The sequence below is a fragment of the Lacticigenium naphthae DSM 19658 genome (genome assembly GCF_000425865.1).
Taxonomy (GTDB): domain Bacteria; phylum Bacillota; class Bacilli; order Lactobacillales; family Carnobacteriaceae_A; genus Lacticigenium; species Lacticigenium naphthae.
Genome location: NZ_KE384467.1, coordinates 14,630 through 29,450, shown reverse-complemented (window position 1 = coordinate 29,450; position 14,821 = coordinate 14,630). Strand labels below are relative to the sequence as shown.

The following is a 14,821-nucleotide window of genomic DNA, read 5'->3' as shown; positions in this document are numbered from 1 at the left end:
TAAGGGCTTTTTCGTGCGGAGTGAGCAGGCAAACATACATACATAACTTCTTAAGGAAACCTCCTTATATGCAATCGTTAACAATGAGAATAGGTTACAATAAAGAATAAGAGCATTTTTTGTGTGAATTTGTTAAAATACAGATAGAACGAAAGTGTAGGAGGAAAAGGAATGGTAGGATTATGGGGAGCTGGTGCAATTGGACTAGCCGGTATGGCAAGCTACTTGTATTTTCAAAATACAGTAGCAGAAGTGACTTCTTACACAGTGAGAATTCCACATTTAGCTCAAAATGTAAAAGGTGTAAAAATCGTTCATCTATCGGATTTCCATTTACCCAAACACGGGCCGAATTTAATGAAGTTAGCGGAAAAAGTAGGCGAGCTCGATCCGGATCTGATAGTGATCACGGGGGATATCGTCCACGCAGGGCTACCGGATTTATCTGCAATCCAATTTGAAGATTTTGGGATCCTATTGAGTAAGATGGCACCCGTTTATGTCGTAACAGGAAATCATGATATCAAATCGGGAGATTATGAGTCATTTAAAATCATGATGCAGGCTTCCCACGTAACTTTATTGGAAGACAAAGCGGAATGGATCTCATTTGGACAGGCCGACGAAGGATTTGTTTTAATGGGTCTGGCTGAAAAAAACACGATGGCGTCAACACCACGCCCACTATTGAAAAATATCCAATTGACCGAAGGCATGGTCGATCAGCCCAAAATATTATTGGCGCATCATCCTGAATATTTCGAAGAATATTTAGTCGACAGAACGAAGGCACCAGACTTAACACTATCTGGACATACGCACGCCGGTCAAATTCGGATGCCGTTCGTAGGCGGGTTGTTTGCTCCCGGTCAAGGGAGACTACCGTATTACGACTACGGATTGTTCCACAGCAAGGAAAATCCATCGAAACGCTTGATCATCAACCGCGGTCTTGGAAATTCTGGCTTCCCATTCCGCATCAACAACCGCCCGGAAATTGGCTTGATCACATTAGAATAATTAAGTGAAAGAAGGGGTAAACATGGCAATCACACGGTTGGATACGTATATGTTGAGAAATGGTGTCAAGATACCACAAATTGGTTTGGGTACATTTCACCTGGAAGACAACGAAGGGGAAAGCATTATTTATTCTGCTTTAAAAAAAGGTTACCGTTTGTTGGACACCGCTTCAATGTATGGCAATGAAGAACAAGTAGGCTCCGCTATTGAACGAGCTGAAAGGGACGGCGTAGTGAAGAGAGAAGATGTTTTTGTCGTCACAAAAATCTGGCGCACAGAAATGGGATACGATAAAGCAAAAGATTCGGTGAAAAAAAGTTTGAATCACTTAGGACTGGATTACATCGATTTGCTGTTGATCCATTGGCCTGATGAGAGCGATGAAGTCAATTTAGATACGTGGAAATTGTTAGAAAAAATGTACAAAAAAGGTAAAGTAAAAGCAATCGGAGTCTCCAATTTCAATAAAAAACAAATACGGTATTTAATGGAAGAAGCCGAAGTGTTGCCGATGGTGAATCAATACCAAAGCTATCCAAGTTTTTCTCAAGAGGACTTGAAACTTTTTTGCGACCAGCAAGGGCTTGTGTCAATGGCCTATAGTCCGATAAATCGGGGACAATTGGAAGCTTTTCAATTGTTGGAACGAATTGGTAAACGTCACGGGAAAACTCCCGCACAAGTAGCCTTAAGATGGTCCCTCCAACGAGGAATCATTCCGATACCCAAAACATCTAAAATCGGTCGTCTCGATGAAAATTTAGACTTGTTTGATTTTGAACTGGCTTATGAAGAAATGGAAGCCATCAAAAAATTGGATCACGAATAAAAAGGAGGAGCGACGGGGGATTTATCCCGGACGCTCCTCCTTTTTTCGGACAATCTTCCTGAAAATCGTTCCAATGAGTTGCACCTTCTTTTTATTTTTCAAGTGTCCAGAATAGAAAAAAACAGGAAAAACCTGTTATAATCAATATGTAAAAGACAGATAAAACGTTGAATAGACAACGTTTTCACACTTTTCCTGGTGCAAGGAAAAAGATGATTAGAATTTTCTCATTATTTGAGATACTATATATTTAAGGTAGAAGAGAGAGAAATGGACGCAATTAAATGACAACTGTTCTTAAATAGGTAGTTAAGTGCATTTTTTTACATATCCTCTCCATATTCTCTTGACATCCTCTGTCTATTTTGGAGTAAGAGATATGCGAATTTGGTAACATTCTATTTCCTCCTCTCTTATCTTTCTCCATCCATCTGTCTTTTCTCTCCAAAAAGGCAAAAAGATAAATAGAATCAGACCAATAAAAAGGAGGTTGTTTTCATTATGAAAACGGCCTCCTTATTCATTCTTTCTTATCATTCGTGCTTTACACTTTTGTTTGCTAAACTGTAGACAAGAGAGTATACAGAACGAGGGGGGAGAGTATGTTTAGGAGATTGCTATCCGTTTCGGAACAACGACATATTGGATTACTGGAAGAATTGACTGTAAAAAAAGATTTAACAGCTGAGAATTTGGCTGCGAAGTTAGCTTGTTCGACTCGAACGATCAAGTCAGATCTTACTTATTTTCAAGAGAAATACAAAGATTATTTTAACCTTTCAGCAAATAAAAACAATATTTTGAAGCTGGAAGAAAAACCAGGAAAGACCGTTAGTGCATTGATCCAAGAAATATACAACGACAACACAAATGTGCGCTGTATCCAGCTGCTATTTGAAAATGAAGCAGTATCTGCTGAGCAGTGTGAGGACCTTCTGCATGTAAGTTCTTCTACTTTACGAAGGAGCGTACAGCAAATCAACACAGTATTGGAACCGTATCAACTAACTATTTCTTTGAATCCTTGCCGAATCAATGGATCCGTGTTAGCCGTCCGCCATTTTTTCAGTGTCTACTACGCTACCTTGAATCCTGGTCATCCTTACGCATACGATAGAGAGTTGGCCCAGAAAAGTTATGCGTTCATTCAAACAATAAAAAAGAAGCAAAAGTTTTGGCTATCGGCTACAGTTGAAAGAGAGGCTGTTTACTTTTTGACTATCTCTTTAGACCATATCCGAAAAGGACGGACCATGGGAGCCTTTTACGCCCCCGTTAGTACTTATCCAGCATTTAGAAAACAGCTGACTCAGCTAACTGACGAACTTTCGCTGACCCTATCCACGGAAGAAGAACAGCTACTTACTTTGTATTTCTTGCGTTATGCACCCCATCCGGAAAAAATTTTAGTGATCGATTCCTCGGAACTGCACGTGATTTACGATTTGATGAAAGAATACATCACTGAGTTAAGACTCATATTGACCGTCACCCTTCCGAACGAGGAGAATTTACTTGCGCGAATGGTGTTGCAGGGCTATTACCGTATGTATTTCAAAGGGGACTCGACTTTTTCATTTGCAGTGAAACGCGATAATATATTGCAGGGTATGGGGAAATGGTATGAAGAATTTTCGACCATTGCGCTCTCTTTATTGGAACAATTTCCAATCTTAAAAAAAACGATTGCAGGATTAGAAGATAGTTATGCATATTGGATCGTCATTCATTGGAATGGACTGGCAAAACAGCTGACGGAAAAAAGAGGACAAAAGACCATCCTGCTGGTCAGCGAATTAGGATTGTATCAAGAGCGGATTTTAAGAGATTATTTTCACTCGATGGTATTAAATAAAGCCAGCTACCGACTATTCGCCAATCAACTCTTTTTGGAAACGGAGATCGATTTGGTCATAACGGATACTGCTTTAGAAATGATCACGAAAACAGACTTGAAACACTTACCGGTCTTTCGCTTAAATTATAGACAATTAGATGAAACAGCTAAACAAATCAATCAGTGGCTTATCGAAGAATTTATAAAAATGGACTGATGACTGTTTAAATACATGTTAGAATAGAAATGGAAAATGCATTTGCTTAGAAACTGTGTAAGATAGGAATCAAGGAAAAACAGACGAAGAAAAAAATACAAACGATGAAGGAGATTCAAATGGAACAAATTAAAGTAGGGATGATCGGAACAAGTATGATCAGTGACTTATTTGCCAAAGGTGCGTTGGAGTCGGGGCACTACACGATTGAAGCGGTGTATTCCCGTTCCAAAGAAAAGGCAGCAGATTTTGGCAAAAAATATGGCGCAACGATTTTTGAAACAGATTTGACTGCTTTTGCACAACGACCAGAGATCGACGTGGTCTATGTGGCCTCTCCCAATAGCTTGCATTTTGAACAAGCGATGGAACTGTTAGCAGCGAAAAAACATGTCATTGTTGAAAAACCGGCATTTACTTCTCCGGATGAGTGGGAACAAGCTGTCAAACAAGCGCACGCGCATGGAGTTAAGTTATTTGAAGCGGCGCGGCACATTCATGAGGAGAATTTTAAAATAGCTTCCAGGCAAATTGAAACGCTTGGAGAGGTCAAAGGGGCACGGTTGTCCTTTATGAAATATTCTTCCCGCTACGATCAAGTGTTGGCTGGACAAGAGCCAAATATTTTTTCATTGCAATTTGCTGGCGGTGCATTGATGGACTTAGGTGTATATCCATTGTACGTGGCCGCGAGTTGGTTTGGAGAGCCGGTGTCTGTAGAATATACGGCACAGAAGATTGCAACTGGTGTGGATGGAAATGGGATTGGGTTGTTGCGTTACACTGATTTTGACGTAGTGATTCAATGCGGGAAAAATGTGACAACCGTTGCTCCAAGTGAAATATATGGGCAGGACTATACATTGGTTTTAGATGGTGTGACCACGATTTCTTCAGTTGAAAAAGTCGATGTCCGTACAAAAGAAACCGAAACGATCATTAAGAAAGATGCAGTCATGACATTGAAAGAAGAAGCAACAGATTTTGCACAAGTGTTATTGCATCCGGAAGATCCCGAACAGATAAAAAATTATGAAGACTGGACACGATTAAGTGGTATCGTGCAGCGCATGCTCTATGATATGCGACAAGACGCCGATATCATTTTCCCATCAGATAAAAAATAAAAGAGGAAATAGGAAAAGGTCGAAACGCTGGTTTCGACCTTTTTGTATACCGTCTTTCTCTTGAAAGAAAGATTTATATGTAAGAACTCGCGTCGGCGAGTTCTAACACAAGTGTCGATACGATTTAATAGAGAAACGGCAGGAGTTTGACAGGATTTGGGTAAAACTTCTGCCGATTCGTGCTTTATCTGCAGGAGTTGAGCAGCATACAGACAAAACTCCTGCAGATAATAGAGAAACGGAAGGAGTTTGACAGGATTTGGACAAAACTCCTGCCGTTTCATACTTTATCTGCAGGAGTTGAATGAGGTAAGAACAAAACTCCTGCAGGTAACAAAAAAATCAGGGAAAGAGACAAGGCTCCTTGTCTCTTCTGATGAGAAGTGATTTCTCTTGCGGAATAAGTAGGCAAATCCCCCTTAACTTCTCAAGAGAAACTGCTGTCTTCCTTTTCTTTTTTGAATCTGGCTACGATGAAACAAAAAATCTGAAACTAGACGTCTTAAATTAGATTTCGATAATAGATATAGTCAAAACGAAGAAAGCATGGTACAATAATTCTTGTGTTTAGTAAGCGCTTTATTTCTTACTAAATCAAGTTTCAGACCAGTTGAACAGGCAGTGGAAAGCTGATTGGACCGGTCTGAAACGTGTGTTACACAAATCAATCAAAAGGAGAGTTTTATTATGAGCAACTATAACGCAGTATCACCAAGAAACACGAAAAACGCTCCACAAAATAGCGGTCCCTTTTCACAAATGGTAGCTTACTCTCATTACAATAATCTATCGGCTCAATTACCCATCGATCCACAATCGGGTAAATTGGTAGCGGGAGATGTAAAGGCACAGGCCGAACAATGCTTTAAAAATATCAAGGCAATCGTAGAAAGTATCGATCACGTTATGAGTGATGTTGTCAAAATCACTGTGTTTGTCAAGAATATCAAAGACGTGGATAAAGTCGATGAAGTATATAAAACCTTCTTCCCAACTTATACTCCTACACGGACAGCAGTTGCCGTTGTGGCCTTACCGATGGATGCTCTGGTACAAATCGATGCACTCGTTTCACATGGAGAAGGCACGATCCCGGATGCACCACAATCGGGTGACCTTATAAAACTGACAAATAATACAGCTAATGCACCACTGAGTTCTTTATCCACTCAATCTGTCGCTTTTTCTCATTACAATAATCTATCGGCTCAATTACCGATCGATCCAAAATCAGGTAGAGTGATAGAGGGGGATGTAAAAGCTCAAACAGCGCAATCTTTAAAAAATATCAAAGCTATTTTAGAAAGTATTGACGTTCCATTTGACGATATTGTTAAAATCACTATTTATCTAAAAAACTTCTCTGATAGCGAAGCCGTCAATGAAGTGTACACAACCTTTTTCCCTGACTCAGCTATCGCTAGAGCCGTAGCCTATGTTCCTGCTCGGACAGTCGTGGCTGTTTCAGATTTACCGATGGGTGCTTTGGTACAAATCGATGCAGTGGTATCTCACGGAGACGGTACACCTCCTCAACTTGTCGAAGACAGACACGGCCTGATCATTGAAGCAAACAATACAGAAAAGGCACCAAAAAGTTCCCTATCTACACAAACTGTCGCTTTTTCTCATTACAATCATATTTCCGCTCAATTACCTGTGGATCCAAAAACGGGTAAAATAGTCGCCGCTGATGTCAAAGAGCAAGCTACACAATGCTTGAAGCATATTCAAGCAATTATTGAAAGTATCGACCATGTAATGGAGGATGTTGTCAAAGTCACCATCTACCTTAAAAATATTGCGGATAGTGATGCTGTAAACGAAGCCTACACAACTTTCTTCCCAGATGGCGTTCCCGCTCGGACAATAGTTGGCGTATCTGCTCTACCTCAAGATGCTTTAGTCCAAATGGATGCAGTTGTGTCAAACGCTGAAGGAACACCTCCAATAGCGTAGTAAGCAGTTGGGTGTAAATGCAGAACGACTAGATTAGGATTTTACTGCCAAGGGTGCAGGCGGAATCGCATGACCTAAGCATGAAAAGGTGAGATCGAGTAAAAAGTCAGCAGTTTTTTCGTGCTGCCAGACGATTTTTATCTCAGTTTATTTTATTCTCTGATCGATCGTATCGGTGAGTTCTAACGAACTTGCTGATACGATTTTTTATTTTGTATAGAAAAAGGCCAGTAGATTCCCTTAACACTCAGCCGCTCGAAGCTCAATGGTCTAAAGTTCTGGCAGTATAAAGAAAGAGGAGGGGTTCAGCTTTACCATTGTTGCAAACAAAATAGAATGGAGGGCACACATTATTTTGCTTTACTAATCGAACGTATGTTCGTATACTATAGATAAGGCGAACGAAAGGAGCAAAAAATTATGGATACGAATCCTTACTATTTTCGAAAAGAGGATCATGTGGACGAAAAAATCACGCGCATCGACCCGACGAAAGAAGGGTACCAGGATCGTGGGATGAAGAAATGGGAAGGGTTCATTTTGTCGGATCACATGGAGATGAAGCAACAATATGATAAGAAAGAGGCTTTTGTGGCAGAAGCGAAACCAAAGCAAGAGTTGGAGGAAATGGCCATCATGTTACAGCAAGCGTATGCCCAGCGAAAAACGGTTGCGATTCAAACGGATTTTATTGTAAACGGTCAGTATGAGGCGGATGTTGTGGGGATCGTGACAGGATTTCACGCGCAAACTATTTATGTCCAGACGGCGGAGGATTTGATAGCTATCGAGCTGGAATTGATCCGGAATGTAGAAATTCCCACACACAAGAAATGGTATCTGCAAGAGGGAAAATAAACTAGGGTAGAGGTGGAATGGACTAGAACATCCAGATGAGCGGACTGGGATCTCGGAATACACGATAGACAAGTAAGCTGAAAAAGGCTAGAATAAATGTACGATAGTTGCAGCTCCCCTGAGCGTCCACTGTCCTATAGCAGCAATCAATGTTGCCTAGGCTGTCGAATCGAAGGATCATACACAAAAAGAATGGGTAGCGTTGGTTGAAGGTGTGCTCACCAAGCAATCGATAGCACAGAACAGATTTTGATCGCTGCCATCCATTTACAGGATCCGACTGCATGTATCAAATCAATAAACCCGACCGCTCGACGAGTGACTGGTTAGATCAACTAAAGAAGGTGTTTAAATGAGTACGGTATTGATTTCTGCCATTATTGGAACGTTAGTATGTGAATTAGTATTCGTGTGGTGGAATCACTACAATTTGCCAAAACCCAGTGACTACAAAAGAGATCCCCAGCAGTCCACACGATCATCCATAAGTATATTGATCCCTGCACGGGATGAAGAAAAGAATATAGAAGCCTGCATCCAAGCGGTAATGAAGCAAACGGTCGTCCCGAAAGAAGTGCTCGTACTGGATGATCATTCCACTGACCAGACACCGGCTATTCTTGAAAAATTACAAAAGGAATTCACTAAACTCCGTGTTGTCCGCGGAAAAGAATTGCCCGAGGGATGGGTAGGGAAATCCTTTGCCTGTCATCAACTAGCTCAAGAAGCAACGGGGGACTGGTATTTGTTTATTGATGCAGATGCCCGATTGAAACCAAAAGCAATCGAAAAACTACTCCCTGTAATCGAAACAGAGGAACCGGGGATCATATCGGGATTTCCCCAGCAGATAGTCAAAACGTGGGGGGAGAAATTGGTCGTGCCCCTGATGCTGGTGGCAGTAATGATGCATTTACCGATAAAATATATTAAAAAGAGTCACGATCCCCTCTTTTCGGCAGCCCATGGCGGCTTCGTTGCGATAGAAAGAAATGCGTACCACAATAGTGGGGGACATGAAGCGGTCAAAGAATCCTTGGTCGAAGATATGGATTTGTTCAAACGGCAAAAACAACTACATAATTCTGCGACTTTACTCAATGTCGATACACTTGTAAAGATGCGGATGTACGAAGACTTCCGTTCGGTTTGGTTCGGTTACCAGAAAAATTTTTTCGCTAATCTCGATCGGAAAAGTTCTCTCCTTAGTTTAGTACTGTTGTATTATTTCACGTTGTTCATTCTACCGTTAGTGCTGATCAAGGAAGTTCCCATTCTATTGGTTGGCATTGCTTACGCTCTAGGAGTGTTGGTCAAATACAGTATTGATAGGATGCATGGGATACCAGGATGGATCAGTTTCCTGATGCCGCTTAGTGTAGTGCTTTTGATCGGTATCGGTCTCGATTCCATGCTTCAGAGTGTAACCAAGAAAGGATATAGTTGGAAAGGAAGACAGTATCAATAAAAAATACAATTTTGAAAGCGGGACTGGCCGGTCTAAGCATGCCCAGCAAGTTGACGCATGCCGGATCGTCTGTCTCTATTTACCTTGAATGTGGATAAGAGAATGAAAATGGGTGAGCGACCTTTAAACAAAGAAACGGTAGAGTGGCTCGCTATAGATCTGCATAAAAAGACAAGGCCGGTTATATAAAAAATAAAGTATCTTTAAAAAGGGTCGATTCCAATAAAATGGGGATCGACCCTTTTTAACTTTCTATTTGCTGAAAGCGAGAGTAAATCGATTGACATTCAAAAAGAGAAGTCCTATACTAATGATGAAACGATGCGTTTACAGTTGTAAACGAATAGGACGATAATAAGTAAGCAGACTTTACGAGGAGGCCTTTCAGATGAATCACGAAAAAGATCTACATCAAGAAAAAGAACACGGTTCGCATGAACAGCCACACCACAGCGAGCAGGAAATGGAAACTCAACAGCACGCTACGAACCACAAAAAGGGAGACCATGAAACCCATGAGAGCCACGAAGGGCATGAACATGGCGGGGGTCATGGAGGTCATCACGATCATCATGCCCATATGGTGGAGGACTTCAAAAAGCGTTTTTGGATCTCAGTGATCGTTACGATCCCGATCGCAGCTTTAGCTCCAATGATACAGGAACTGATTGGATTTGAATTTAGTTTTCCTGGTTCTGACATCATTCTTTTCGCGTTGGCAACCTTCATCTTCTTTTATGGAGGCAAACCCTTCTTGACAGGTGCCAGACGAGAAATCACAAAAGAGCACACACCGGGTATGATGACCTTGATTTCGCTAGCTATTGTGGCTTCCTATGTCTATAGTTCGCTGACGACTTTCATTATTGAAGGAAGTGATTTTTACTTCGAGCTGGCTACATTGATCGACATCATGCTACTTGGTCATTGGATCGAAATGAAATCGCAAATGGGCGCCTCCAAAGCGTTGGAAGAACTTATTGAACTGATGCCGAACGATGCGCACAAGTTAGATGAGAACGGGGAGACTACAACTGTTCCTGTGGAAGAATTGCATCCCGGTGATCGCATTTTGGTCAAGTCGGGCGAAAAAGTTCCCTTAGATGGTGAAATCACCAAGGGCGAATCTTCCGTGGACGAATCCATGCTCACGGGCGAATCTGTGCCCGTCGACAAACAGCCGGGTGAAAAAGTAATTGGGGGATCGATGAACGGCAACGGTGTCCTGACCGTTACTGTCGAAAAAGTGGGAGCTGAGACGTATTTGTCTCAAGTCGTTGAATTGGTACGCAATGCCCAAGCTACAAAGTCTCGTGCCCAAGGGTTTGCGGATACCGCCGCCAAATGGTTGTTTTATATCGCTGTCACGGCAGGCGTTCTCACATTCAGTTATTGGATCGCTGCTGCTGACTTTGAATTTGCGCTCGAACGAATGGTGACCGTCTTGATCATCGCCTGCCCGCATGCATTGGGACTGGCGATGCCATTAGTCAGTTCCGTTTCGACCTCGATTGCTGCTCGGGAAGGATTGTTGATCCGAAACCGGACGCAATTTGAAACTGCTCGTCTGGTGGATACGGTCGTGTTTGACAAGACCGGAACACTGACGGAAGGAGAATTTGGCGTAGATGCACTCATTCCTGCTGAGGGAGTCGAAGAAAAAGAGTTGCTTGGATTAGCTTATGCAGTCGAAAGCCAGTCCGATCATCCGATAGCGCAAGGTATTGTCCGTGAGGGACAAAAACAAGAGATCACAAGGCAAGAAGTAACGGATTATGAAAACTTGACAGGTCGGGGGCTGACCGCCAAAGTAAACGGCGAGACCGTGGCCATCTACAGTCCCGGCGCTATGAAAGAAAAAGATATCGACTTTGACTATAAACGCTATGAAGAATTTTCCCAAGAAGGGAAAACAGTTGTCTTTGTCGTGAAAGAAAATGAACTACAGGGCATGATCGCCTTGAGCGATATTATCCGCGAATCAGCTTACCAGGTGATACGAGAACTCAATGAACTCGGGATCGAAACGGTCATGATCACGGGCGACAACGAAAAGGTTGCGGCCAGCGTCGGAAAAGAACTTGGATTGACCCGGGTAGAAGCCGAAGTCTTGCCGGATGAAAAATCTGGGCACATTAAACAATTAAAAGAGAATGGAAAGAAAAAAGTTGCGATGGTCGGAGACGGGATCAATGATGCGCCGGCTTTAACGGAAGCAGATATCGGCATAGCAATCGGGGCTGGGACCGATGTCGCAATCGAAACGGCTGATGTCGTGTTAGTGGATAGTGATCCGAGAGATGTGTTGAATGTGTTGAATTTATCTAGAGAGACGCACAAAAAGAATATTCAAAACCTGATTTGGGCAGCCGGCTACAATATCATTGCGATCCCATTAGCCGCAGGTGTGTTGATCAACCAAGGGATTTTGATCACGCCAGCGATCGGTGCAGCCATCATGTCCTTGAGTACCATCATTGTGGCAGTCAACGCCCGCTTGTTAAAAGTGGAGGATCAGACGAAATAAGAGAGTGGAGCTTTGCGTTCAGAACTGAGGGGCTGGAGTAGGGCAGAACAAGATTCACCAGAATCGGTGAAGCCCAACGAAGCAACCGCATTTCTGCAAAGCGCAACTCGTTTCAACCAGAGAGTGGAGTTTTGCGCACAGAAATGAGGGGTTGGAGCAGAAGGAGAGACTTGCGCGCCACTCAACTAGCAGAAGATAAGCGAGTGTCTCGAATCGCGGTCGATTGCGACAGTGAAAGCCGGCAGACACTTCCAAGTGTCCAGTACCGGATCGAATCGCGCCACTCAACGAAGAAATACTATCTCAGTGGCGCGCACACTACCCATTCCGGTCACTAAAACCAGTATTGGATGCTGAGTGTCCAGAAAGCAGCTCGATCGCGACACTCAGCCTGTTTTTTCTCTAGGAGTGTCCTCTATCAAGCCAAATCTGGACACTCAGCCAGCCGTTTTCCATATAAAGACCGGAAGGAAGGATTTGCAGGACACTCAACTAGCAGAAGATAAGGGAGTGTCTCGAATCGCGGTCGATTGCGACAGTGAAAGCCGGCAGACACTCCAAGTGTCCAGTACCGAATCGAATCGCGCCACTCAACGAGGAAATACCATCTCAGTGGCGCGCACACTACCCGATCTGGTCACTAAAACAAGTATTGAAAGCTGAGTGTCCAGAAAGCAGCTCGATCGCGACACTCAGTCTATTTTTTCTCTAGGAGTGTCCTCTATCAAGTCAAATCTGGACACTCAGCCAGCCGTTTTCCAAATAAAGACCGGAAGGAAGGATTTGCGGGACACTCAACTAGCAGAAGATAAGCGAGTGTCTTGAATCGCGGTCGATTGCGACAGTGAAGCCCGGCAGACACTTCCAAGTGTCCAGTACCGGATCGAATCGCGCCACTCAACGAAGAAAGGCCATCTCAGTGGCGCGCAAACCATCCATTCCGGTCACTTGATCCAGTATTGGAAGCTGAGTGTCCAGAAAGCAGCTCGATCGCGACACTCAGCCTGTTTTTTCTCTAAGAGTGTCCTCTATCAAGTCGAATCTGGACACTCAGCCAGCCGTTCTACTTGTAAAGATCAGAAAAAAGTTCGTGAAATAGCTAAAGGCTGGGACAAGAGTCCCAGCCTTTTATATACATACATAACAATTCAAAACTGATTGTGGTTATCTTCTTTTTCACCTTTATGGTACAACAAGTAACCAATAAGAATAAGGACGCCCGAAATAAGCAGCAACCAGATTCGTTCATTATCTTCGCCAGCTAACCCAAAGATAAGGGTGACAAATCCGATTGCAAAGAAAAATATTCCTGTCCGTAACATTATTACTCAGCTCACTTTCTTTTCCCTTCCGTCACCAAAGAAAACGCTTATCTTAATTCTATTGTTTAACATTCCTACAAAGAAGTCAACTGATAGAGTAGAGCTTTAGAAAATCTTAATTAATATTTGTATTAACAAATTTAAATTAAGACTTTACAAATAAATTGAAAGGGGTTACAATGAAGATGAAAAATTGAGAGAAAGGAGTATAAAAATGGAGTGAGGAAAAAAAAAGGAGGAGAAAGATGAAAAACGGTAAATTTGTTGAAAAGATGAGTGCTATCGCTTATAAGATCAATAGTTACAAATATATCATTGCAATAAAAAATGCCTTTACGAATTTGTTGCCTATTATTATTACCGGTGCTTTCGCTACGTTGTTTTCAAACATGGTATTTGATAGTACAAATGGGTTAGCTCAGTTTGGTCCCCTTTCATTTTTAGAAATATTCAAACCTGTCTCCCAATCGATAAACTATGCGACGATGAATTTAATGGCTTTAGCAGCTGTATTCCTTATTGGGTTGGAAATGGCCAAGTTAAATAAGTTAGGTAGCACAGGTTTTGCCGGCTTACTGGCTGTTATCAGTTACATAGCTGTTATTCCCACAACAATCAATGTATTAATAGGGGAAGAAATGGCTGAAGTCGGAAATGTTATCAGTAGTGATTATACAGGCTCACGAGGTTTATTCTTAGGAATGGCAGTAGCCATTTTGTCGGTCGAATTATTTACCTGGTTATCAAACAAAGAAAGTTTAAAAATTCATATGCCAGATTCCGTTCCATCAAATGTGGCGAGAAGTTTTTCAGCTCTTATACCAACGGTCTTAACAGTAACGCTGTTAGCTACTTTGAGTTATGTGATTTTGTGGGTAAGTGGTCAACATGTGTACGAAATCATTTACACAGTAGTACAAGGTCCACTTGAAGAACTTGTTTCCGGACTACCTGGAATTCTATTATTAATGTTTGTCGCACAAGTATTCTGGGTGATCGGTATTCATGGGAATCAAATGATCAAACCAATTAGAGAACCGATTTTACTAGCTGCAATTGCTCAAAATACTGCTGCATTTGAAGCAGGAGAAGAAATTCCAAATATCATCAGTATGCCTTTCTGGGATATCTATATGAGTATGGGAGGATCAGGAGTAACCATCGGAATGCTGATTGCCATCTTCATCGTGAGTCGCAGAAAAGACTTCCGCGCGATTGCTAAATTATCCGTAGCTCCAGGGTTATTCAATATTAACGAGCCAATTATTTTTGGAATTCCAGTAATGTTGAATCCAATCATGGCTATTCCATTTATTCTTACACCATTAATTACAGGAACGATCGGATACTTTGCAACGGTCATTGGTTTTGCAGGTCCGGCTGTGGTTATGATTCCATGGACCACACCTCCGCTGTTGAGTGGATATTTGGCAACTGCAGGAAGTTTAGGAGCCGTCGCTACCCAATTGATTTGTATAGTTGCTGCAACTTTAATTTACCTACCATTTGTTAAAGCCAGTGGGGTTGAAAAATCTGTTGAAGCTTCTGTAGAAGTTGCTGAACAAAAAGCATAAGAGGAACACAATCAGAAAATTATAAAAGTAGACATCCAATCTTATTGATCAAATAAGGTTGGATCGTCTCTTTAAAAGGA

General features: G+C 42.1%; 10 protein-coding genes. 9 read left to right on the top strand and 1 reads right to left on the bottom strand.

Going from position 1 to position 14,821, the window contains the following annotated elements; all coding sequences use genetic code 11:
* Nucleotides 1-171 precede the first annotated feature (171 nt).
* From H626_RS0109830 to H626_RS0109790, 8 genes are all read left to right on the top strand, one after another.
* Nucleotides 172-1,020, top strand: a complete 849-nt coding sequence (locus H626_RS0109830) for a metallophosphoesterase (protein WP_027109211.1) — start codon at nt 172-174, stop codon at nt 1,018-1,020.
* Nucleotides 1,021-1,042: 22 nt separating this feature from the next.
* On the top strand, nt 1,043-1,852 hold the full coding sequence (locus tag H626_RS11085) for an aldo/keto reductase (RefSeq protein ID WP_035619251.1): 810 nt from the start codon (nt 1,043-1,045) through the stop codon (nt 1,850-1,852).
* A gap of 602 nt (nt 1,853-2,454) precedes the next feature.
* Nucleotides 2,455-3,906, top strand: a complete 1,452-nt coding sequence (locus tag H626_RS0109820; protein ID WP_027109210.1) for an AcpB/EbpR/MafR family transcriptional regulator — start codon at nt 2,455-2,457, stop codon at nt 3,904-3,906.
* A 119-nt stretch (nt 3,907-4,025) separates the two neighbouring features.
* The gene (locus H626_RS0109815; protein WP_035619226.1) at nt 4,026-5,033 is read left to right on the top strand and encodes a Gfo/Idh/MocA family protein; all 1,008 of its coding nucleotides are present in this window, start codon (nt 4,026-4,028) and stop codon (nt 5,031-5,033) included.
* Nucleotides 5,034-5,720: 687 nt separating this feature from the next.
* The gene (locus H626_RS0109810; protein ID WP_027109208.1) at nt 5,721-6,992 is read left to right on the top strand and encodes a RidA family protein; all 1,272 of its coding nucleotides are present in this window, start codon (nt 5,721-5,723) and stop codon (nt 6,990-6,992) included.
* 420 nt (nt 6,993-7,412) lie between these two features.
* Nucleotides 7,413-7,850, top strand: a complete 438-nt coding sequence (locus H626_RS0109805) for a hypothetical protein (RefSeq protein WP_027109207.1) — start codon at nt 7,413-7,415, stop codon at nt 7,848-7,850.
* Nucleotides 7,851-8,202: 352 nt separating this feature from the next.
* On the top strand, nt 8,203-9,318 hold the full coding sequence (locus H626_RS0109800; RefSeq protein ID WP_027109206.1) for a glycosyltransferase family 2 protein: 1,116 nt from the start codon (nt 8,203-8,205) through the stop codon (nt 9,316-9,318).
* A 388-nt stretch (nt 9,319-9,706) separates the two neighbouring features.
* Nucleotides 9,707-11,845, top strand: coding sequence for a heavy metal translocating P-type ATPase (locus H626_RS0109790; RefSeq protein WP_027109205.1), 2,139 nt, complete (start codon nt 9,707-9,709; stop codon nt 11,843-11,845).
* Between the two features lie 1,148 nt (nt 11,846-12,993).
* Here H626_RS0109790 and H626_RS11520 read toward each other — a convergent pair.
* The gene (locus tag H626_RS11520; RefSeq protein ID WP_156883311.1) at nt 12,994-13,167 is read right to left on the bottom strand and encodes a hypothetical protein; all 174 of its coding nucleotides are present in this window, start codon (nt 13,165-13,167) and stop codon (nt 12,994-12,996) included.
* A 245-nt stretch (nt 13,168-13,412) separates the two neighbouring features.
* Here H626_RS11520 and H626_RS0109775 point away from each other — a divergent pair, with 245 nt between their 5' ends.
* Nucleotides 13,413-14,741: a PTS sugar transporter subunit IIC gene (locus H626_RS0109775; protein ID WP_027109203.1), complete on the top strand. Its 1,329-nt coding sequence runs from the start codon at nt 13,413-13,415 to the stop codon at nt 14,739-14,741.
* Nucleotides 14,742-14,821 lie beyond the last annotated feature (80 nt).